Raw genomic sequence first — 22,258 nt, 5'->3', positions numbered from 1 at the left:
TCAACGATCCCGGTTCCCTTACCGAGCAAAAAGTGTTCCGGGGCCCCCTCTTCCCTTGGCCGGTTTTTTTCCCCAAAGTGACGAGTCGGGGGGCAAAAAGGGGAAGACCGAATGTACGAATATGCCGTCGCCTGGGAGTGGCTGAGTTTCGCCGCTCGCTGGTTCCATGTCATTACCGGGATCGCCTGGATTGGCTCGTCCTTCTATTTCATCGCGCTGGACCTCGGGCTGACCAAGCGCCCCAACCTGCCTGCCGGTGTTTACGGCGAGGAATGGCAGGTGCATGGCGGCGGCTTTTACCACGTGCAGAAATACCTCGTGGCACCGGCCGAAATGCCGCAACACCTGACCTGGTTCAAGTACGAGAGCTATTTCTCCTGGATTTCCGGCTTCCTGATGCTGTGCATCGTCTATTACGGCGGCGCCGACTTGTTCCTGATCGACCGGACGGTGATGGATCTCGCCCCCTGGCAGGCGATCGGCCTGTCGCTCGCCTCGCTGTCGATCGGCTGGATCATCTACGACCTGCTCTGCAAATCGCCGCTGGGCAAGAACACCTGGGGCCTGATGGCGCTGCTCTTCCTGGTGCTGATCGCCATGGCCTGGGGTTATACGCAGGTGTTTTCCGGACGCGCCGCCTTCCTGCATCTGGGCGCCTTTACCGCGACGATCATGTCGGCCAACGTCTTCTTCATCATCATTCCCAACCAGAAGATCGTGGTGGCGGACCTGATCGCCGGGCGCACGCCGGATCCGAAATACGGCATGGTCGCCAAGCAGCGTTCGCTCCACAACAACTACCTGACGCTGCCCGTCATCTTCTTCATGCTGTCGAACCACTATCCGCTGGCGTTTGCGACCGCTTTCAACTGGGTGATCGCCGCACTCGTCTTCCTGATGGGCGTGACGATCAGACACTGGTTCAACACCACCCATGCCCGCAAGGGCCGACCCACCTGGACCTGGCTGGTAACGGTGCTGCTGTTCATCGTCATCATGTGGCTCTCGACCGTGCCGAAAGTACTGACCGGCGAGACGGAGACCTCGATGACCCCCATCGCCCAGAAATTCGCCGCCAACAGCCATTTCGGCGCAGCGAAGGACGTCGTGCAGGCGCGCTGTTCCATGTGTCATGCGGCTGAACCCGTTTACGAGGGTGTCAATTTTACCCCGAAATCCGTCAAACTGGAGACGGACGCCGAAATCGCCGCGCATGCGCGGGAAATCTATATCCAGGCCGGCCGCAGCCATGCCATGCCGCCGGGTAATGTCACAGCCATCTCCCCGGAAGAGCGCAAGCTGCTGGCGGCATGGTACGAAAGCGCGATATCCCAATGACCCAGAAGCTGATCCGCGGACGGCTACTCTCCTTCAAGCGCGCTCCGCACTCGCTGACCGACACGGATAGCTACGCCTATGAGAGCGACGGCGCGCTGCTGATCGTCGGGGACAGGATTTCGGTTGCCGGCAGCTATGGAACGGTCAAGGCGATCGCGCCCGAGGGCGTCGAGGAAGTCGACCACCGGCCGCATCTGATCCTGCCCGGCTTCATCGACATGCACCTGCATTTCCCGCAGATGCAGGTGATCGCCTCCTATGCCGCCGATCTGCTCGAATGGCTGAACACCTATACCTTTCCTGAGGAATGCCGGTTCGTCGAAAGCGAGCACGCCGCCCGCATCGCCACGCATTTCTACGACGAGCTGCTGCGCCACGGCACCACGACCGCGGCCGCCTACTGCTCCGTGCACAAGACCTCGGCCGACGCCTTCTTTGCCGAAGCCCTGACGCGCGGCATGTGCATGGTCGGCGGCAAGGTGATGATGGACCGCAACGCGCCGCAGGGCCTGCTCGATACGCCCGAAATGAGTTATGACGAGACGCGCGCCGTGATCGCCGACTGGCACGGCAGAGGCCGCAACCATGTCGCCATCACACCGCGCTTCGCGATCACCTCGACGCCCGGACAGATGAAGGCGGCCCAGGCGCTGGCGCAGGAGTTTCCCGACCTGCATATCCAGACGCATCTCTCCGAGAACCACGACGAGATCCGCTACACCATGGAGCTCTATCCGGAGGCGACGGACTATACGGACATCTACGCCCATTACGGACTGCTCGGAAAAAAGACGCTGCTCGGCCATGCGATCCATCTTTCGGAGCGCGAGGCGGATGCGCTTTCGGAAGCGGGCGCCGTCGCCGTCCACTGCCCGACCTCCAACCTCTTCCTGGGCTCCGGCCTGTTCCCGATGAAATCGCTGATGCGGCGAGAAAAACCGGTGCGGGTGGCAGTCGCCACCGATATCGGCGGCGGCTCCAGCTATTCGATGCTGCGCACCATGGACGAGGCCTACAAGATCCAGCAGCTCCTCGGCGAGCGCCTGAACCCGCTCGAAAGCTTCTACCTGATGACCAGAGGCAATGCCGAGGCACTGTCGATGGCGGACGAAATCGGCACGCTGGAACCCGGCACCGCCGCCGACCTCGTGGTGCTGAACGCGGCATCGACACCGGCCATGCGGCTGCGGATGGAAACGGTGAAGACGCTGCTGGAAGAACTGTTCCTGCTACAGACCATGGGCGACGACCGCACCGTGGTCGAGACCTATGTGGCAGGCAAGGCGATGAAGGGTGGATTGGCGGGTGAGTGATATGAGCACGTCATAACCATGAGGATCATTGCCCGCCGGACCCTCATAAGATTTACGGAGAGCTTATCAGGGCGACGGGACTATCCTGCGGTCAAAGATGCAATTGACGTCTGGCTCCCAGTCCGGAAGCACTGGCCGCTTTCGAAAAGGAGCAACAAGAGGCTTTGGCAGGGCCGCTTGAAAACCAGCTTGTCTTTCAGGTCTTCAAAAATAAGGCAGGCCGCTTTGCATTTCGCCTTTTGACGGGAGAGGGCAAAATTATCCTTTATTCGGAAACGTTCGATACGAAATCCGATGCGATCAATGCCATCAGGCTGCTCCAAGAGAGTGTCTCTCACTCGAAAATCGTCGAACAAGCGGCCTGAAGCCTGCGGTATCGAGCACGGGTCTGCAACCCTCAATATTGCGCCGGTCGCTCCCGACGAAAGCATGAACGGTGCGGCTGAAAACCTGATCATTTTCGATGACCGGCGCCGAAAATCTGTGCTAATTCCTTGCCCGTCTTGTATCCCCGCCTTCGAAAGAAACCTCACTGATGTCCAAACCGCTGACCATCGCAGACCTGAAAATCCTGGCCCGCCGTCGGGTGCCAAGGATGTTCTTCGACTATGCCGACAGCGGCGCCTGGACCGAAGGGACCTATCGGGCGAACGAGGAGGACTATTCCAGGATCAAGCTGCGCCAGCGGGTTCTGGTCGACATGACCAACCGGACGCTCGAAACCACGATGGTCGGCGAGAAGGTGGCGATGCCCGTGGCGCTGGCGCCGACCGGCATGGCCGGCATGCAGCATGCCGACGGCGAAATGCTGGCCGCCAAGGCAGCGGAAGAATTCGGCGTGCCCTTCACGCTGTCGACCATGAGCATCTGCTCGATCGAGGACGTCGCCTCGGTGACGACCAAACCTTTCTGGTTTCAGCTCTACGTGATGAAGGACCGCGGCTTCGTCGAACGACTGATCGGCCGCGCCAAGGCGGCGAAATGCTCGGCGCTGGTCGTCACCGCCGACCTGCAGGTCCTCGGCCAGCGCCACAAGGATCTGCGCAACGGCCTCGCCGCCCCCCCGAAGCCGACGCTCAATGCGGCCCTGCAGCTCGTGACGCGCCCGAGATGGTGCCTGGAAATGCTGGGGACCAGGCACCGCGGTTTCGGTAATATCGTCGGCCATGCGAGCAATGTTTCCGACCTCTCCTCGCTCGGCGCGTGGACCGCCGAGCAGTTCGATCCGCGGCTTTCCTGGGATGACATCCGCTGGATCAAGGATCTCTGGGGCGGCAAGATGATCATCAAGGGCATACTCGACGAAGAGGATGCGCGCGCCGCCGCCGACACCGGCGCCGACGCGATCATCGTCTCCAACCATGGCGGCCGCCAGCTCGACGGTGCTCCCTCCTCGATCAGCATGCTGCCGAGGATCGTCGAAGCGGTCGGTGACCGGATCGAAGTGCATGTGGATGGCGGCATCCGCTCCGGCCAGGACGTGCTGAAGGCGGTGGCGCTCGGCGCGCGGGGAACCCATATCGGCCGGCCCTTCCTCTACGGCCTTGGCGCCATGGGCAAGGAAGGCGTCACCACGACGCTCGAGATCATCCGCAAGGAACTCGACATCACCATGGCGCTGTGCGGCAAGCGCGATATCCAGCAGATCGACCGCAATATCCTCGCCAACATGCCGTTCTGATGATGACTGAGAAGCCTGCGGTGACGAGTCACCTTTCCCAACTTTAGGGGGCACATTGCCCCCTAAAAAGAGTCACTGAGTTCAAAACCCGTGATTTCCAGAGCCTGGAACGAAGCAGCTCTGGAGCTCCACCCGCGTACAGACGGTCTTCAACCCGATCGGGGAGCAACTATCTCGGAAGCCAGGACGACACCTCTCCGCCTTGTTCTATGAGTGAAACGCCGGGGCCTCTGTCGTGAGTACCTCGCGTGATCTGCGAAACTCAGGCGTGGAGATGAAGTCGGCAAGAAAACTCAGGTCATCTGCAAAACCGCGGATTCGAAATCCACGATCGTAGAATAGGCCCCAGGGATTCGTAGCGTTAAGATCGAGGAGTAGCCCGAAGTTGATGGCGGACAAATCCCAAATCAATTCAACGCAGTTCTCCGGGATATTACGAGCCCCACAGTGATCTAAAAGGTCGCGAAATTCCTCCAATCGGCCGTAGACGGGAGGTTCATCGTTCACAAACGAAGCAACGAGGAACTCGCCGGAACAGTGCATCGCTATCCCGATCGCTGCGAAAGGATACCTTTCCATTCCGGGCGAGAGTGCCTTGGCTCCAGAAGATGGGTCGCCTTCATTTCGGCTCTCGGAGTCGAGCTGATGCGCGAGTGCGAGAGCCCCCTCTACGTCGACAATTCGCTGCCATTCTCCCTTGAAGCCTAACCGATACTCCCGCGCTGGAACCGCCCTTCGTTCTAGTCGAAAACCCTGTGGAAGTCCGGCGATGGGTACCGGCACTCAATCTGAGGGAACTGCGATTTCGGGAGGATCGAAGCGGGCATGAGCATCTCCGGATGACCGACAACGATGCGACCGCCCGTGTACGGCTTGAACCCGATGGCATCGAGCCTTCCTTCACTCAGTTCGTCGCCTTCTTCCTCGGTGCGAGTTCAGTCTCGATCAGGATCGTCACCTCGTCGCTGACCACCGGCACATGAAGGCTGAGGCCCCATTCACTGCGTTTGATCCTGGCAATAGCGGAGAAGCCGAGCTTTGGCACCTTATCCATCGGGTGTTCGGCCATTGAGCCATTGAACGTCACGTCGAGTGTCGCGGGACGGGTCTGGCCGCGAAAGGTGAGGTTGCCGGTCACCTGCCCTTGGTTCTCGGCCGTCACTTTGACCTCGGTGGATACAAAGCTGATCGGCTGCGCCGCCAGAAAGTTCACGTCGCTACCGATCTTCTTGTCGAAATCCTCCACGTGGGGAAACGGGAAATCGGTGCGTACCGAGGTCGGATCGATACTCGCCGACACCTTTGAAGCCGCCGGGTTCTCCGCATTCCAGAGGAGCTCGGCGCTCATCTTGGTGAACCGGGCCGTGTAGTTCGACAGCCCGAAATGACCGACTTTCCAGGTAACGCTCGAATGGGCAGGGTCGGACCCGTAGGTCCCCGAAGGAGCAGGTGCCTGCTTGCTCTCTGGAAAGGCAGGCGTGCCGAGCAGCGCCGACAGCGCGAGAAGATACAGGTATTTCATAAGCATAGCCCTTCTTGTTGAATCACGTGAATCAACGGTTGAAGTGTTCAAGCCGCCGTCGGAACCGGAAGCAGTTTGAGGAGCTGGCGGATGCCCTCCTCCTCGGCCGTGAAGTCGCCGGTCGTGATCGCCCCGAAGGCGGCTGCGGCAGCCTCCGTCTTCGCAGGCGCATGTGGCAGCGCGTCCGGCCCTTGCAGGCGGAAGGAGATCGGTGAGAGCGGTCCGAACAGCAGCGCCCGCTCAAGGTCCGACCAGATCGTCAGGTCCGGCTCCACGCCGGCGTTGCGGGCGAAGGTGAGCGCCGCCACATGCATCGGCAGGCTGAGCGGACCCGAGCGCGTGGCGCGGCAGCGGTCAATCCCGGCATGCATCGCTGTCTGGGTCGGAAGTGGCTGTTTGCTTCCGAAGCACTGGGCAACCCAGCGCGCCTGCAATTCAAGAACCGGGAAGGCCGGTCCGACCAGATCGAACAGGCCGAGGAAGGCGAGCCCCGGCAGGTCCGGGTGGAAGGTGTGATCGTGAAGATCGGCACCATAACCGTCGAGACGGATCGTCCGGACGATATCCTCCGAAAGCCAGGGCATCGACAGGCGGTAACCTGTGCCGAACAGGATGGCGTCCACATTGGCGCTCGTCCCGTCGCGGAACCAGGCGGTATGACCGTCGATCCGCTCGATCCAGGGCTTCACCGCAATGCGCCCCTCCGCCACCGCCGGCAGAAAACCCTGCGACTGCGAGATGCCCGCCACAAAGGCGTTGCCCTCCGGCCTCCGTGCGCCGAACTGGTCCGGGGAACCGGCCACCTTCAGAACCTTCATGGTCAGACCTTCGGCCAGCATGCCCGGCGGCAACACGCTTTCCATCAGCACGGCGGCCCGATTGAACATCACGTGATCCGTCGGCACGCCGGCGATGATTTTCGGCAGGATGTAGCGCTGCCGGCGGTTGGCGGAGATCACCTGCGCCGCACCGCCGAGCGCGATGTCGGAGGCAATCTCCAGCGCACTGATCGAGCAGCCGGCCACAAGCACCTTGCGCCCGCGATAACGCTCCGGGCCGTTATACTGGGCGGTGTGGGCGGCGCCGAGAGCTCCGGCAAAGCCATCGAGTCCTGGTACTGCCGGCAGGTCGGGCACGTTCTGGCGTCCAGTTGCGATGATCACCCGCTGGAAGACTTCGGAACGCTCCTGCCCGTCTTCGGTCGAACGGATCAACCAGCCATTGCCAGCCCGCTCCAGCCGCTCGACCCGCGTCTTCAGTCTCAGATGCGGCAGCAGGCCAAAGGTGAAGGCATATCGTTCCAGATAATCGAGCATCTCTTCCTGCCGCAGATAGGCGGCGCTTCCGGAGGCGTGGTCGAGATCGGAAAAGGCGGTCATCACGCGGCTGGTGTTGGTGCGCATGCCGGGCCAGATGGCGCTGGAGGCCGAGGTGGAATTCCATTGGCCACCCAGGCGGGACGAGGCCTCGAAAATGACGGGTACCAACCCGCGGGCGATGAGGAAGCGCGCGGCGACGAGGCCGGCTGGACCGGCGCCGATCACAGCGACGGCGTTTTCAGGCATTGTGAGATGGTTCTGGGTGGACATCGGCTTGTTCCTTGTTCGATGGGAGCGCTTTAGCCCGTTCCGCGAATGTCGTTTCCTAAAAGCTCATTAAGTCGCGCGGGGGGAATCCTAAAACCTGCCTAACTGCGCTATGAACCTGTCCAAGGGGGACGCTCGATGTTCGGGGACGAAATCGCAGGCTTCATAGAAAGCCCGGTGATGCAGATCATCGGCAGCTCGAACGCTGCCCGCCAGCCGGAGATCGGCCGGGCCGTGGGCGCCTGGGCGTCCTACGGCGGCGATACGATCGACCTCGTGACCTCAGCCTGGCAATGGCCCGAGACCGTCGCCAATCTGCGCGAAAACGGAAAAATTGCCGTTACGTTCGCCCGGCCATCGGACTACGTCTCCTATCAACTGAAGGGACAGGCCACCATACGACCCGCAGAGCCGCACGAGGTGGAGCGCTCTTCCCAATATATCGTTGCGATCGTTTCGACGCAGATGAGACTTGGTATGCTACCGGAACTGATCATGCCGGTTCTTTCCAACCGCGATCCGATGCTGATCACGATGCGCGTCGCCTCGGTCTTCGTCCAGACGCCCGGCTCGCGCGCCGGGAACCGTATCTGGAGCACAACCCCATGACGCCAACGTCAATCGGGCTGACCCTGGCTGATCTCGAAGCCTGTTTTGAAGGCGTGATCCCATCAATTATTTCAACGGCGGATGCCGACGGGCTGCCGAACATTTCCTATCTCTCGCATGTCGCCGTGGTCGACGATCGGCACGTGGCACTCTCCAACCAGTTCTTCGCCAAGACCGCCGCCAACATCCGCCTGAACCCGCATGCGATGCTGCTTCTGGTGGATGCCCGCAATTCTGCGCAATACCGGCTGGAACTGGTCTTTGCTCACTCCCTGGAGGCGGGCCCGCTGTTCGAGCACATCGCGCTGCAGATCGACGCCAGCAGCGCCCAGGTCGGCATGGCGGGCATCATGAAGCTGCGCAATCTCGATGTCTTCCGGGTCGTGAGCATTGAGGCGATCCCCTCCCAGGTCCAGACCGCCGAACTCCCTCGGTCAAAACGAAACCGGCTGATAGGCGCTGCCAGGATTGCCGAGGCTATCGCCGCAGAAACCGACGCAGACGGCATCATCGATGCCATGCTGGAGGGCCTGCGCACGGAGTTCGGTTTCGCACACGGCTTGTTGCTGCAGCTTGATGGAGAGCGCAACCAACTCGTTGCCATCGGCAGCATGGGCTATGTCCCGTCCGGCATCGGCTCCGAAATTCCTGTCGATGAAGGTGTGATCGGCGCGGCCGCCGCCGGCGCGCGCCTCGTCAAGCTGAGCGACATGAGCCGCATCCGCCGCTTCGGCGCGGCCGTGCGCGATTCTTCCGCCGACGAGAACCGCACGCGGGCGATCCCGCTCCCCGGCATGCCGGACGCGATGAGCCAGATCGCCGTGCCGCTGATCGCCGCAGGCTTGGTGCGGGGCGTCCTCTTCCTCGAAAGCCGCGACCGCATCGCCTTCACCGGCGAGGACGAGGCGGCACTTTCGGTGATTGCAAGGCAGACGGCCATGGCATTGGCACTGAGCGAAAAACTTTCGCTCGAAGCCGAGCCGCAGGGCTTAGTCCGGATCCAATCGCCGGCATCCGAAAAGACAGTTCAAGTTGTCCATCATCGCTTCGATGACAGCGTTTTCATCAATGGCGATTATGTCATCAAGGGAGTGGCCGGCAGGCTGCTTGCCTCGATGCTGGAACAGCACCAGCAAAGCGGCCGTCTGGAATTCACCAACCGCGAAATTCGGCTCGACGCTGTGCTGAAACTGCCCGACTTCAAGGATAACCTGGAAACGCGGCTGTTGCTGCTCCGCCGGCGGCTGGACGAAAAGCGGCTGCCGATCCGGCTGACCCGCCTGGGCCGCGGCCGGATAGGCCTTTTCGTGGAAGGCCGACTATTGCTCAGCAAGGACCTCGCATAAAGGGCTTAGAGGGTTCGCAGCTTGTCGCTCCGCCAGGCCCACACGCTACACAACCTTCAAAACGTGGCGAGATATCCTGACGGTCGAGGAAGCAATCGAACCCTTCTACAATCGCATGATACTCGAATGTGAAGCCAGACTGGTCCATGCCGCCGCCCTGGCGGCTGGCCGCTCACCGAAGCGCTCCGGAGACTCGAGCGCTTGAGAAGACGGGATATCGGGGCTGACGTCGCTCCCGAAATCTGACAGCCCCCAGCCATGAAACGGCCGGATGCTTGCGATCTCGTGTGGATTCAGCATGCCAGCTTCGGTACATCTTCGCGAAGCCATCCGGGCTCGGTGCGAACATGATCAACATCGCAGACGGGCGACACCGATCGCCGAGAATGTCATAAATTGATCTGGATGTCGCAGCCGCCGAAGGTTTGCCGGAATGTATTCCGCGACGCATCCGGACTCAAACCTCTTTTCCGCTCACGGCATCACCGCTTCGCCGCAGGTGCCCGCGTTTGCGACGCTGACCGACAACGATGCGGCCGCCCGTGTACGGCTTGAACCCGACCGCATCGAGCGCCTCACCGAAGGTTTCCTGATGTCGCGCGGCGGTAACGAGTTCGGCAAGATCCTTGACGGAGATCACAACCGCCAGGTCATCAGGCTTCTCCAGATTGCCGATGATCTGCGGAACGCCACTTCGAGCCATTCTGAGAACTGCGCTTAGCTCGTCTCTCGCCTTCCTCACGGTCAGAGGATCACCGCTGGCATCGACGATCGTTTCCACGAGGCCGTCGGCAATCGCCTGCTGACTTGCGCCGCTGCTCTCTTGAACGCGCTTGATTATCCCGGGATCCACGTCGTCATCTCCAGTTATCGCGGAAGAAGGTGGAGCGGTAGAGGCTCATCTGTCAATTGGTCGACGATGGCATCCATATCGGCAAGATCTCCGTCCCCTCTCGTAGCGCTCAGCCCGCCTCAACATTCATCGTGATGCTCAATACGGAGGTCCCTTGCACGCCACCCGAACAGCCTATCTATCCTGATCCTAGGTATAGGTGCGGGCGCTGCTACGCTGCCGTAGTCTCTTCACGTCAGCAGCCGAGAACGAGCGGCGGAGCCCAGTGAGGGTTTCGCGTCCTTCATTAGGGCCACCGACGGCACTGAATGACCAACCTCGGATGACGGAGAGATAGGCCACCATGCAGACCGCGAATTCCGATCTGAAGCTCTCACGACGCGACGCGCTACGCACGGGCGCCGCGCTGGCAGCAGCAATCTCGCTGCAAACGTCACCGGCCTTCGCCGCGACGCAACACTCACAGCAACCAGGAACTGGAAACAGGTAAATGACCCAATCTTTCATCAGGACCAAGGACGGCGTCGATATCTTCTACAAGGACTGGGGTCCAAAGGATGCCCAGCCGATTGTCTTCCATCACGGCTGGCCGCTGTCGTCGGACGACTGGGACAACCAGATGCTGTTTTTCCTTGCCAGCGGCTACCGCGTCGTCGCCCATGACCGCCGTGGCCACGGCCGCTCGCAGCAGGTGAGCGAAGGCCATGACATGGACCATTACGCAGCCGACGCCTCAGCCGTCTACGAGCACCTGAACCTCAATAATGCCGTCCATATCGGTCATTCGACCGGTGGCGGCGAAGTTGCCCGCTACGTCGCCAAGTTCGGCCAGCCGCAGGGCCGCGTCGCCAAGGCCGTTCTGGTTTCCGCCGTTCCGCCGATCATGGTGAAGACCGCGAGCAATCCCGGCGGCCTGCCGATCGAGGTGTTCGACGGCTTGCGCAAGGCGCTCGCCGACAACCGCGCCCAGTTCTACCTCGACCTGCCGACCGGTCCGTTTTACGGCTTCAACCGTCCAGGTGCGAAGGTTTCCCAGGGTGTCATCCAGAATTGGTGGCGTCAGGGCATGATCGGTGGCGCCAAGGCCCATTATGAAGGCATCAAGGCGTTTTCCGAAACAGACCAGACCGAAGACCTGAAGAACATCACCGTTCCGGTTCTCGTCATGCATGGCGACGACGATCAGATCGTGCCGATCGACGATGCCGGCCGGCTGTCGGTCAAGCTCGTCAAGAACGGCACGCTGAAGGTCTATCCGGGCTATCCTCACGGCATGCTCACCACGCATGCGGATGTCATCAATCCGGACCTGCTCGCATTCGTCAAGGAATGAGCGGCAGCCTCGCTCACCCTGACTGGATTTTGTTCTCTGTTACAGGACGGCTGGCTCTTGCCAGCCGTCCTTCGCCGTCGTTGCATGCCTGAGGTCAGTCCGGTGAGGATTTTAGGTATGGGAGGATGTCTGGTCCCTCACCCCAGTTCGCCTGTCTTTAGAGGTGCGATCGGGATGTTGCTGGACGAGCCACATTCCGCCGCCGAAGTCGAGGCTTCGGATGCTCACCGCGCGAGTGTGCTTGCCCCCCGGCGGCGCCGTCTGCTCACCGCGGTTTCTCCTGTCCCGGTCCAAGCTCCGCACCCCGTGCGGCAGGACAAGACCGGAAGCTGGCCTACCGTGCCCGAGGATCGAAGTCAGAGCGTGACAATTGCAGATCTAACCACCTCTGCAGTGATCGGCATATCGGTGAACCGGACGCCGGTCGCGTCGGCGAGAGCATTGGCGAGCGCTGCCGAGGCTGGTCCCTGGCCGCACTCGGCTACTCCCAGGAACGGCTTCCCCGGCTGGTCTTCCACTATGACATCGATATGTTCAGGGACATCGCGGAAGCGGAGAATTGGATAAGTGCTCCAGTCGAAGTTTTTTCTCAGAGTTCCATCGGTTGCTGCGGCTTCGCGAGTACACCAGCTCAAGGATTGTATGATGGCCCCTTCGACCTGGTTTTCGATACCGTTGGGCGAAACGACCTCGCCGCAATCCACGGCCGCCTGGACCCTTCGGACGATGACCCGCCCCGTGTCCCGCTCTATGCGGACCTCCATGAAGATTGCGCAGTAAGCGCCGAGGTTCTTGTAACGCGCGAACCCCATCCCGAATCCCTGCAATTGTGCCGCCTTCTTGCGCTTCCTCCAGCCGAAGGCGTCGGCCGCGGTCAGCATAACCTGTCGCGCGCGGTCATCCGCCATGTGGTTCAGTCGAAGGTCGAGCGGGTCGATTCCCGCCGTCAGAGCAAGTTCGTCAAACATGCTCTCTATCGAGAAGACATTAAGGTGGGCGCCCAGTGATCGCAGCGCGGAAACCCGGATCGGCATGTCCTTGATGAAATGATAGACGACATTCATGTTTGGCAGGTCGTACAGAGGGTTGGAATTGCGGCTGCCATCGCCTTCGGGCATCGGAATGGGCTTGCCTTCCGGCACCGGAAACGAAGGGACGACCTCGTTCCCTACCAGGACGCCGCCCGCCCCCACGGGGCGATTGTTGTGGGGATTGCTCCACACATCGTAGTTCCATCTGACGATCCGGTTGTCGCCATCGAGGGCAGCATCCACCTCGGTCGCCATTCCGGGGCCTAGCGGTTCCCAGCCGAACTCCTGCTCCCGCATCCATTGCAGTCGCACGGGTCGACCCGGCAGAGATGCGGCGATCAGGGCAGCCTCGGCAGCGACATCGTCGGCACCGTTCTGGCCATAGCAGCCTGCTCCCTCGACATGGATCGCGCGGATAGTCTCGATGGGGCGCTTCAGGAGATCCGCGGCGACGCGCCGGACATCGAACGTGCCCTGGCTGTGGGTCCAGATCGTCAGAAGGTCATCCTGCAGCCAGGCCAGAGCGCACGACGGACCAATCGAACCATGACTTATCCAATGCCTGGTGAAGCTCTTCCTGACCGAGCGCCTGGGATCCGCAGTCGGCTTGCTGGCATCCAGAATGACGATGTCCCTTGCAGGCAGCGCCTTCAGCGTCTCGGCGACCCCACCCGTCGGGAACGGCGATCTCGCAAGCTCGTAGGGCGAGGCCTGGAGCCTCCGCATGAGCTTTACGGCGTTCCATTCACGTTCTGCCACCACCGCCGCGAAGTTTCCGTTCCGCACGAACTTCACGACACCGTCCATGGCCTCGATCTCGCTGTCCGGTGGCAACGCCAGCCTCGTTCCTTCGCTCGGTCCCCTGACGACTCTCGCATGCAGCATTCCGGGCAGCCGCATGTCGTGAATGAAAGCGGCTCCGCCCGTGGTTTTCGCCGGGATGTCCAGCCGTGGAAGATTGGTGCCCATTGTCCGGAACTGGCTCTTCCGGCGAAGCGGCGCGTCGGGTACGGCCTCGACACGCATAGACAGGGCTGATGCGGTTTCGCCGTATCCGATGCGGCGGCCATCGCTGGCTCTGATGGTCCCATCGCCCATCGAAGTCACGTCGCCTTCCCCGACCATGAGGATCGCGGCCGCCTGTCTGAGCAGGAGCATCCGGACGTTCGCCGCTGCATTCCGGATCGCGGTGCCACTGTCCTGCATCGAGTGGCTACCAGCCGTCAGCCCTTCGTCAGGCGTGCGCAGGGTGTCGACAGTGACGAGATCGACGTCCGCTGGGGGTAGGTCGAGTTCCTCGGCCGCCACCTGCGTCAGGGCCGTCCTGATGCCCTGGCCGAGTTCGGCCTTCCCAGAAAAGACGGTGGCCCTTCCGCTCTGATCGAGCAGGATCCAGGAATCGAGGTAGGGGGATGATTTCAGGCTGCCCGGAAGAGCGGGAGCGAGAGCCACAGGCTCGGCCCCTCCCTCGCCGCCGCCGGCAAGCTGGGCGCGAGCCGGTCTCGTCATGGCGAATGCCACTGCAATGCCGCTGGCTGCGAGGAAGGAACGTCTCGTGATCGGGTTCATCTGATCACTCCGGCCATTACATCGCTGGCACGCCGGACCGCATGAAGTATCCGCGCATGGGTTCCGCAGCGGCAGAGATTGGGCTGCATGTGCTCCCGGATCTGTTCGTCGGTCGGATCCGGGATTTTTTCGAGGAGAGCCTGCGCGCGCATGATCATGCCGGCTATGCAGTATCCGCACTGTGCCGCCTGCTCATCCTGAAAGGCCTTCTGCACAATTCCAGGCGCATCAACCGAGCCGAGACCTTCCAGGGTCCTGATCGATCTGTCACCGATAGCCCCGACCGGGGTGATACAGGAAAAGACCGCCTTCCCGTCTATGTGCACCGTGCAGGCACCGCATTGTCCGAGCCCGCATCCGAATTTTGCACCGTTCAGTTCCAGGTCATCCCGAAGCACGTAGAGCAGCGGCGTATCAGGATCACTTCCGATCTCGTGCTTCGCGCCATTGACTGTGATGGATATGGTCATCTTGCGTTCTCTTTCCGGATATCGCGAACCGTGTTCGCAAGGTGCGGCCAAGGCGACTGGGACGTGAACCGCGACCTTGCGTAGGCCAGGAGGTCCGCGACCTGTTCGTCGGTGAGATTGTCAGTAAAGGGCGGCATGAATGGAGCGTCGCTGGTCGGATCCTTGATGCCCTGCAGCACTGCCTGAATGGCGTTCCGCGGGTCCGGCGCGTTCACGTCCGAGGTATCCGAAAGCAGGGGCCGCCCTCTCGATGCCATAGGTGCGGCTGGCTCGTGACAGCCACCGCATGCGCCTTCGAACAAGGTGGAGGTTGCGGGATGTGACTGAACGGCGTCGCCAGCGACCCGCCGGCCGGCGGGACGAGTTACGGTGCCGGCATGCATAGTGGAATCGATGTAGGTAGCGATCGAACGGACGTCGTCATCGTTCAGTCTGGAAAGACCTTCCGTAACCGGCCCCATGGGGCCTGCTGCCGAGCTGTGCCCGCGTGCTGTGCCCGTCTTCAGATATTCGTAGAGCGTTTCGGTGTTCCACCGCTCGGACGAAACATTGCTTGCGTCCAAAGGAGGCGCGTTCCACCCTTCGGCCACGCCTCCAGCGAAGTGCTTGCCCCATTCCTCGCCGCCAAGGATGTTTCGCGGCGCATGGCAGCCGCCGCAATGGGCCAACCCGTCGACGAGGTATCTGCCCCGGTTCCATTCCGGACTCTCGGATGGATTGGAAGCCGTCGCGGCGGTTCGCAAGAAGAGTAGTTTCCATCCTGCAAGCAGCGGTCGAAAGCCTAGTCCCGGCATGAGCTCGTTCGGCGGGGCAGTCTTCTTCACAGGGTCCCGGCTCATCAGGAATGCGTAGACGGCATCGAGATCATCGTCGGTGACGCGCGAAAAGTGTTCGTACGGAAGCGCCGGATAGAGATGGCTCCCGTCGCGAGCGACACCCTGCTTCATCGCTCTTCTGAAAGCATCTGCCGACCAATTGCCAATCCCGCTGTCGGGGTCCGGGGTGATATTGTTGGAATAGAGGGTTCCGAATGGCGTGGCCAGGGCTCTCGAACCCGCAAGCGCAGGCCCATTGTCCGCGGTGTGACAGACGATGCAGTCCCCGACGGCGGCCAACTGCTCGCCTCTCCGGATCAGTGCAGGCGAGAGCGAGGCGCGATCCGGCGGCTTGATCCTTGGAATTTCCGGCTCATAGACGATCCACCCAGCAATTCCGAGGCCAACGACCGTCGCGAGACCGAAAAGGGTGGCGCCTGCCAGCAGTTTCCGATTAGTTGCGCCCATTCGTGAAAGTCCCTCTGTTTGCGAATGCCGGCGACATCCCTTGTCAGATCCCGCGAAACATCTATCGGCGGCCGTGATCAGGAGCGTTTCAGACGCATTCATTCCTCAGCTAGAAATCGATTGCCGATTTTTAGCCGACCAGGATCCGTCCGGAATCCGACTATGAGTTTGGTCTTCCTAGACCTTGGTATATGACCGTTCGGTCGACGGCATCACGGGACGGCTACGTCACACGCCCATCGCAGAGGATCGGCGAGATCTACGTGGTCTACCTTCCCAACCGTCAGCATTCCTCCAAGGGTCAGAGCCTTCATCGACTTCTTCGCCGCCAAGCGGCGTCACCACGATCAACGCGGATGGAGCATACTGCTGGACCAGAACACTGCGCCTTGAACGCCTCATCGCGCCCGTGGCGAAGAGCCGTCCTGAAGGGTCCTGTTGATTACGGCCTTCCTGCCCTCCCGACAACGCGGACGAGAGGGAGTATGGCATCATCAGATCGGCGCGGCTGCTTGCAGGTGCGCTAGAACACACCTCGAAAGACAGAGGCAGCCTGCTGTCTTCTAATTGCCAGTCGACCGTCGGAGACATTCGTGGATCTGAGACACGACAGCCGCGCCTTCGCCGACCGCGGCAGCCACACGCTTGGTCGATCCCGACCTTGCGTCGCCGACGCGAACACGTTGGGGATGTTGGTCTCGAGCGGCAGCACCGAGCGGCCTCCCGGAACGGGCTCGCCCGTCAGTACGAATCCCTTGTCGTCGACGTCCACCTGGGAACGAATCCATGCCGTGTTCGGATCCGCACCGATGAACAAGAAAAGATGTCGGACTGCAAACCGACGCTCGTTTCCGGATGAGCGACTGCGCACGACGGCCCCGGTAAGACCGGTTGCGCGGTCGCCTTCCAACTCGACGATCTCGCTGTCGACGTGGATCTCGACGTTGGGAAGTGCGGCGATACGCTCGATCAGATAGCTCGACATCGTTTCCCCGAGTGCCCTGCGGACGACGACATGGAGCTGCCGGACCCTTGGAGCGAGGAAGACGATCGCCTGCCCGGCCGAATTCCCACCTCCGACAAGGACGACCTCTTCGCCCTCGCAGAGCTTCGCTTCGATCGGGGAGGCCCAATAGGAGACGCCGGCACCTTCGAAGATGGAGATATTCGCGATGGGCGGGCGGCGATATCGCGCGCCGGATGCGATCACCACTGTGCGTGCCTCAACGCTTCGTTCTCCATCCAGCCTGAGCTTCAGGATCGCGTTCCCTTGTCCTGACTGTGGAGCGCAGGAGAGATCGAGCACCTGGATCGGGAAAGCGATTTCCGCCCCGAATTTCAACGCCTGATTGAAAGCGCGCCCTGCAAGGGCCTGCCCCGATATTCCGGCCGGAAAGCCCAGGTAGTTTTCGATCCGGGCCGACGCTCCAGCCTGGCCGCCAGCGGACCGCTCGTCGATCGTCAGGACCCTCAGCCCCTCGGAGGCGGCATAGACGGCGGTGGCGAGACCTGCGGGACCTGCGCCGACGATTGCCACGTCATAGATCGTACCGGGCACGAGATCAGGCGTGACCCCCAGGCAGACGGCGGCCTCGCTGTCGGTCGGATCCTTCAACACGGTTCCGCCGGGGCACACCATCAGGGGTAGCTCGTCGGACAGGATTCCCAGGCGATCGATCAGCTCACGGCCCTCGCCATCGGCAGTGGCGTCAAGGACGACATACGGATATCCGCTTCGCGCCAGGAAACCTTGAAGCCGGACTAGGTTCGGGCTGCCCGGTCTCCCGATCAGCACCGAACCAGCGCCGCCCTCGTCGATCAGTGCGACACGGCGAAGGATGAAGGCGCGCATCACGATCTCGCCGATATCCGCCGAACCGATGATCAGAGCTCTGAGATGGGGGGCATCGAATGAGACGGCCATGCACCCGTTCGTTCCGGCCCGCCCGCCCGCAAGCGACGGGCGGCCGGAAAGCTGGCTGACTTCCCCTGAGAACTGCCCGATAGTGTGGGCCGTCACCGGGACCTCGCCCGTCAGGCCGTCATGGCGGAACACGTCGATCGATCCGTCAAGCACCAGCCATGCGGGAGTGTGCTTTTCGCCGATATCGAAGATGGTCTCCCCCGGTTCGAAGTGGCGCGAGGCTCCATCAGCGAAACGCCTCGCGGCCGCCATCTGGTGCGGATCGAGGGCCGGGAACATCTGGTAGTCACGCGAGCCAGCGGTGCCCATCGTTTTTCCAATCTTCAATAGTAGCGCGGGATGGGGCCGCGCTGCGGCGTCTGATCCGGTAATTCGACGAAAACCTCGTCTACGTAGCACCACCCCCATCCTTCCGGAGGATCGTAGCCTTCGATGATGGGATGCCCGGTCTGGTGGAAATGCGCCGTCGCGTGTTTGCCGATCGATTGATCGCAGCAGCCGACATGGCCGCATTCACGGCAGATCCGCAGATGGAACCACGCCTGGCCCTCTTCCAGACATTCCTCGCAACCGATCGTCCTGGGAGTGACTGACCGGATTGTGGCTCCGTGGCTGCAATCGCTCATGCTCGTTCTCCATCATCAAAAGTATCTTGGATCGACTTTCCGTTTTCGACGGGAAGTAGTTCTCAACCCTTGCCTAGCGCCTTCTCGAGAGCGGCAATAAGGCAGTCGAATTCGACGGGCTTGCCGAGAAACGCCAATGCTCCTCCCTCCATCGCGGCGGAGCGGGTCCGCTCGTCGTGATAGGAGGTCATGAAGATGATGGGCGGCTTCGGTGGCTCCGTGTTAAGCAAGGCTTGGAGTTCCAGCCCGGACAGACCGGGCATCTTCACGTCCAGAAGCATGCAAACGATTGAGTCGCGTTGCTCCAGGGACAGGAATTCTTCGGCAGAGGAGAACAAGCGGCTCTCGTAACCGCATGACTTGACCATGTCGTCCAGCGCCTCGCGCATGGCTTGGTCATCGTCGACGATTGCGATGGTGGGGACAAAAGACACTGGAACGGCCTAATCTGTTTATTTTGTAGTTCTTCTTATGCGCTCGTCGGTCCGACCTCGATACCAGACTATGGTGTAGGTACGATCCCCGCTTCGTCCAGCAGCTCGGTCTTGCGCACTAGATCCGCTACCGAACGCGCGTCCATTTTGCGCATGACGTTGCCCCGGTGAAGTTTGACGGTGATCTCGCTGATGCCAAGGTTGAACGCGATCTGCTTGTTCATCAGGCCTTGGACAACTGCGGCCATGACCTCTCGCTCCCTCGGCGTAAGCGTGGCTGCAAGCGCGGCGACTGCGTCGGACGCCGCACTCTCGCGGCGACGCTGTGCGTCCTTGTCGAGGGCGACCGTCACAGCATCAAGGATATCCTGATCGCGGAAGGGCTTGGTCAGGAAATCCACCGCCCCCGCCTTCATGGCGCGCACCGACATCGGAATATCGCCAAATCCGGTCATGAAGATGATAGGCATATGGTTCCCCAGGCGCTCAAGGTGACCCTGGAAATCCAGACCGCTCACACCGGGCAGGCGTACGTCGAGTAGGATACAGCCGGGTTGGTCGCGGCGGTATGATTCCAGGAAAGCCTGCGTTGTCGCAAACGCCCGGCTCGAAATCTGCATCGACTGAAGCAGGTCCGTCAGTGCCTCACGCATGGATTCGTCGTCGTCGAGGATGTGGACGACTGGCCCTGCTGGAATCTGTTTCATTTTATTCCTGCTATTCGTCTCAGTCATCGGCGTTCTCGCTCATCGGTATTGTGATTTCAAAGACTGCGCCGCCGTCGGTATGGTTGCGCGCCGACAGGTCACCTCCGCGCGCTTCCATCATGCTCTTGCAGATCGAGAGCCCCATCCCCATCCCGGTAGCCTTGGTCGTGAAGAACGGCTCGAACAGACGGGCCATCGCCTCCTCGCTTATTCCAGGCCCGAAATCCCGCACCGATATCACCGTCGACCTGTCATCCCGGCGCTCCGTTTCGATGACGATCCTCCGCCTCGGGACATCCTTCTCTGCCATGACCTGGATCGCGTTCGAGATCAGGTTGATCAGGACCTGCTGCAGCTCGATCCGGACAGCGGCCACCGTTCTTGCCCCGGGTCCGTAAGTGACGTCAACGGTCACGTCCTCCCTGCCAAGATCGTGATCCATCAGCGCCCGCGTCTCGGCGATCAGCTCAGGAAGTCCGACCCGTTCAGGAACCTGGACCTCATGGGAAAGCAGCGAACGGGTATTTCGAATGATTTCACTCGCCCTCTTGCTGTCGCGGATCATTCGCTCGGCGGACCTTCGGATCGCGGCAAGATCGGGTGGGTCGCGATCCATCCACCGCAGCATGGTCTGTGCGTTCACGACGAGGGCGCCCAGCGGCTGGTTGAGTTCGTGCGCAAGCGACGCCGACAGCGCGCCGACAGTAGCGGCACGGGACGCGCGCGTGAGTTCGGCCTGAGCTTCGAGCAGCGCCTTCTGCGTCATCTCCCCTTCAGTGATGTCGACCATGCCAACGATGATGCGATCAAACTTGGACGAATCGTCAGGCAGGGTCATGCTCATGAGCACCAGTTTCGTCTGGCCATCCGCTGCCATCAGGTTGCCCTTCCCTTCGAACGAATTCTCCTCGTTGAAGATCGCGACCATCAGCTCGAGGAATGTCACGTCGTTCGGCGCCAGATACCTCCGCATCGAACCGTCGGGAGCTATCTCTCCGATCGTCCCCAGCAGGTCCCGGGCTGCAGCATTCGCGGCAACCGTCCGGATAAGTGCAACACAGTGGGATATGATCTCGGGTCTGGCCGCCGCGTACTCCCGAAGATCGACTACGCCTGTCGCTTTCAGCCCCATCAGGAAAGATCTCACTTGCGAGTAGTCCCGTTCCCAGAGTGCCACGCGGCTCTGCTCGAAGATCGAGCGGTAGCGGCGCTCGCTGTCCTTCAGGGCGGCATGGGAAGCGATCAGATCGCTTCGCGACCGGTCGTTGCGAAGGATCAGGGAGCAGGTAATCAGGAGCGCGGCAAGCGACACCGCTAGGCGCAGTAATGAGGGAAAATCGGGGCTGAAGCTGTGCGTGCCGAAATAGGAGACTATGGCGAGCGAGCCGCACACAAAGGACACTATCCAGATACCCTTTCGACTTAGGGACTCCGCCGCAAGGAGCAGCACAATCACGTACAGAACGGCGATGGCGCTTTCGATCGATGTGAACGTGTCGACGTAGAAGACCGTCACCGCAAGGATGAACGCGGCAAAGCGAGCAGCGAAATGGTGGCTTGGCGTGGCCGGAACCGCCCCGGGTATGGTCAAGTGATTGATTCTCATCGGTTCCCCTGCGTTTTGTCCGAACGCATTTTGCCAGCGGATTGAGAATAGTCCATCGAAAGGGTCGAAGGACCTATACAATGGTCTGGGCCTCAGGCAGCCGTAGCAGCAACGGCCGATATTGCTCTGAAGCCCACGTGACCACGGATACGGAGCCGCGGCATGCCACGGGACTTCGGCACACGGGGTTGAGGCGCCGGTCTCCATAGACGGCATTATCGATGCTGCCTGCCTCCGTGCGGAAATCATTTCCGAGAGACTTGTTGAGGCTACGCGGTGATCGCCGTTCCCGAGCTATACGAACGTACCGATCGGGCTGTGCCGGCGGCGAGATGTCGGCCCCCTAGCCCTAAGTATAGGACCCCTTAGACCAGCATTGGATGTCATGCGCTTCCGGGCTGTTCTAGCTTTCGTCAGCCGCAAGAGAGATCCCTGACCGGGTCGTCCGCGAGGATCCGCGGCTGAAAGTCAACGTTCTAGCTCAGGAGATAGACCATGGACCGCATCGCCGTCGAAACACGCCGCAAGGCACCCCTGACAACTCCCTCGGACTTCGAGCCCAACGCAGTCACCGAAATATCGGGTGCCTTGACGACGCTGCTGGCCGACGCGTTCGCGCTCTACCTGAAGACCAAGAACTTTCACTGGCACATGAGCGGCCCACACTTCCGTGACTACCACCTCATGCTTGACGACCAGGGCGACCAGATCTTCGCAATGACCGACGCGATAGCCGAACGCGCCCGGAAGATTGGTGGCACCACGCTCCGCTCGATCTGGCATATCGGCAAGCTACAGCGCATTCTCGACAACGACGCAGACTTCGTAACCCCCCGCGACATGCTCGCCGAGCTGAAGGACGACAACCAGCGCTTCGTATCCTTCATGCGGCAGACCCACGAGCTCTGCGCCGAGTACAACGATGTCGCCACGACCAGCCTGCTGGAAGTCTGGATCGATGAAGCCGAGCGCCGCGCATGGTTCCTGTTCGAGACAACGCGCGACGCGGCATAATTCGTCATCAGAA

At 61.3% G+C, this 22,258-nt stretch carries 18 protein-coding genes and 1 pseudogene; 8 read left to right on the top strand and 11 right to left on the bottom strand.

What is annotated here, in order from left to right; genetic code table 11:
• Nucleotides 1-111 precede the first annotated feature (111 nt).
• From puuD to J2857_RS04445, 4 genes are all read left to right on the top strand, one after another.
• Complete coding sequence (gene puuD, locus J2857_RS04460; protein WP_210008811.1) at nucleotides 112-1,338, top strand: urate hydroxylase PuuD; 1,227 nt, start codon at nucleotides 112-114, stop codon at nucleotides 1,336-1,338.
• The gene (gene guaD, locus J2857_RS04455; protein ID WP_210008810.1) at nucleotides 1,335-2,651 is read left to right on the top strand and encodes a guanine deaminase; all 1,317 of its coding nucleotides are present in this window, start codon (nucleotides 1,335-1,337) and stop codon (nucleotides 2,649-2,651) included. The genes puuD and guaD overlap by 4 nt, the downstream gene beginning before the upstream one ends.
• 164 nt (nucleotides 2,652-2,815) lie before the next feature.
• Nucleotides 2,816-3,016: a YegP family protein gene (locus J2857_RS04450; RefSeq protein ID WP_210008809.1), complete on the top strand. Its 201-nt coding sequence runs from the start codon at nucleotides 2,816-2,818 to the stop codon at nucleotides 3,014-3,016.
• A gap of 170 nt (nucleotides 3,017-3,186) precedes the next feature.
• Nucleotides 3,187-4,332: an alpha-hydroxy acid oxidase gene (locus J2857_RS04445; protein ID WP_210008808.1), complete on the top strand. Its 1,146-nt coding sequence runs from the start codon at nucleotides 3,187-3,189 to the stop codon at nucleotides 4,330-4,332.
• Between the two features lie 904 nt (nucleotides 4,333-5,236).
• Here the strand turns inward: J2857_RS04445 and J2857_RS04440 are convergent.
• Nucleotides 5,237-5,854, bottom strand: coding sequence for a YceI family protein (locus J2857_RS04440; RefSeq protein WP_245363010.1), 618 nt, complete (start codon nucleotides 5,852-5,854; stop codon nucleotides 5,237-5,239).
• A gap of 47 nt (nucleotides 5,855-5,901) precedes the next feature.
• A complete protein-coding gene (locus tag J2857_RS04435; protein WP_210008806.1) occupies nucleotides 5,902-7,443 on the bottom strand; it encodes a flavin-containing monooxygenase in 1,542 nt (513 codons plus the stop codon).
• A 135-nt stretch (nucleotides 7,444-7,578) separates the two neighbouring features.
• Between J2857_RS04435 and J2857_RS04430 the strand changes: the two genes are divergently transcribed.
• Both J2857_RS04430 and J2857_RS04425 read left to right on the top strand, forming a co-directional pair.
• Nucleotides 7,579-8,049, top strand: coding sequence for a pyridoxamine 5'-phosphate oxidase family protein (locus J2857_RS04430; protein ID WP_210008805.1), 471 nt, complete (start codon nucleotides 7,579-7,581; stop codon nucleotides 8,047-8,049).
• Complete coding sequence (locus J2857_RS04425; RefSeq protein WP_245363009.1) at nucleotides 8,046-9,395, top strand: GAF domain-containing protein; 1,350 nt, start codon at nucleotides 8,046-8,048, stop codon at nucleotides 9,393-9,395. The genes J2857_RS04430 and J2857_RS04425 overlap by 4 nt, the downstream gene beginning before the upstream one ends.
• Before the next feature lie 457 nt (nucleotides 9,396-9,852).
• Here the strand turns inward: J2857_RS04425 and J2857_RS04420 are convergent, their stop codons facing one another.
• The gene (locus J2857_RS04420; protein ID WP_210008804.1) at nucleotides 9,853-10,248 is read right to left on the bottom strand and encodes a hypothetical protein; all 396 of its coding nucleotides are present in this window, start codon (nucleotides 10,246-10,248) and stop codon (nucleotides 9,853-9,855) included.
• 490 nt (nucleotides 10,249-10,738) lie between these two features.
• Between J2857_RS04420 and J2857_RS04415 the strand changes: the two genes are divergently transcribed.
• Nucleotides 10,739-11,581, top strand: coding sequence for an alpha/beta fold hydrolase (locus J2857_RS04415; RefSeq protein ID WP_210008803.1), 843 nt, complete (start codon nucleotides 10,739-10,741; stop codon nucleotides 11,579-11,581).
• 356 nt (nucleotides 11,582-11,937) lie between these two features.
• On the opposite strand, the gene J2857_RS04410 is transcribed toward J2857_RS04415, so the two are convergent.
• From J2857_RS04410 to J2857_RS04375, 8 genes and pseudogenes are all read right to left on the bottom strand, one after another.
• Nucleotides 11,938-14,181: a molybdopterin cofactor-binding domain-containing protein gene (locus J2857_RS04410; protein WP_210008802.1), complete on the bottom strand. Its 2,244-nt coding sequence runs from the start codon at nucleotides 14,179-14,181 to the stop codon at nucleotides 11,938-11,940.
• A complete protein-coding gene (locus tag J2857_RS04405; protein WP_210008801.1) occupies nucleotides 14,178-14,651 on the bottom strand; it encodes a (2Fe-2S)-binding protein in 474 nt (157 codons plus the stop codon). The genes J2857_RS04410 and J2857_RS04405 overlap by 4 nt, the downstream gene beginning before the upstream one ends.
• Nucleotides 14,648-15,934 (bottom strand): cytochrome c, encoded by a 1,287-nt coding sequence (locus J2857_RS04400; RefSeq protein ID WP_210008800.1) that lies wholly within the window; start codon nucleotides 15,932-15,934, stop codon nucleotides 14,648-14,650. Before J2857_RS04400 ends, J2857_RS04405 begins: the two co-directional genes overlap by 4 nt.
• Before the next feature lie 563 nt (nucleotides 15,935-16,497).
• A pseudogene (locus J2857_RS04395) lies at nucleotides 16,498-18,167 on the bottom strand (FAD-dependent oxidoreductase).
• 14 nt (nucleotides 18,168-18,181) lie between these two features.
• A complete protein-coding gene (locus tag J2857_RS04390) occupies nucleotides 18,182-18,484 on the bottom strand; it encodes a UBP-type zinc finger domain-containing protein (RefSeq protein ID WP_210008799.1) in 303 nt (100 codons plus the stop codon).
• A gap of 62 nt (nucleotides 18,485-18,546) precedes the next feature.
• Nucleotides 18,547-18,918 (bottom strand): response regulator transcription factor, encoded by a 372-nt coding sequence (locus tag J2857_RS04385; RefSeq protein ID WP_046602038.1) that lies wholly within the window; start codon nucleotides 18,916-18,918, stop codon nucleotides 18,547-18,549.
• A 68-nt stretch (nucleotides 18,919-18,986) separates the two neighbouring features.
• Entirely contained in the window at nucleotides 18,987-19,652 is a 666-nt protein-coding gene (locus tag J2857_RS04380; RefSeq protein WP_210008798.1) for a response regulator transcription factor, read from the bottom strand.
• Nucleotides 19,645-21,231: a PAS domain-containing sensor histidine kinase gene (locus J2857_RS04375; RefSeq protein ID WP_210008797.1), complete on the bottom strand. Its 1,587-nt coding sequence runs from the start codon at nucleotides 21,229-21,231 to the stop codon at nucleotides 19,645-19,647. Before J2857_RS04375 ends, J2857_RS04380 begins: the two co-directional genes overlap by 8 nt.
• Nucleotides 21,232-21,726: 495 nt before the next feature.
• On the opposite strand from J2857_RS04375, the gene J2857_RS04370 reads away from it, so the two are divergent.
• Complete coding sequence (locus tag J2857_RS04370; protein ID WP_210008796.1) at nucleotides 21,727-22,245, top strand: Dps family protein; 519 nt, start codon at nucleotides 21,727-21,729, stop codon at nucleotides 22,243-22,245.
• Nucleotides 22,246-22,258: the final 13 nt, after the last annotated feature.

It is taken from the genome of Neorhizobium galegae (assembly GCF_017877055.1).
Lineage (GTDB): Bacteria > Pseudomonadota > Alphaproteobacteria > Rhizobiales > Rhizobiaceae > Neorhizobium > Neorhizobium galegae_D.
The sequence above is the reverse complement of the archived record's forward strand: the minus strand, read 5'-3'. Positions and strand labels throughout refer to the sequence as shown.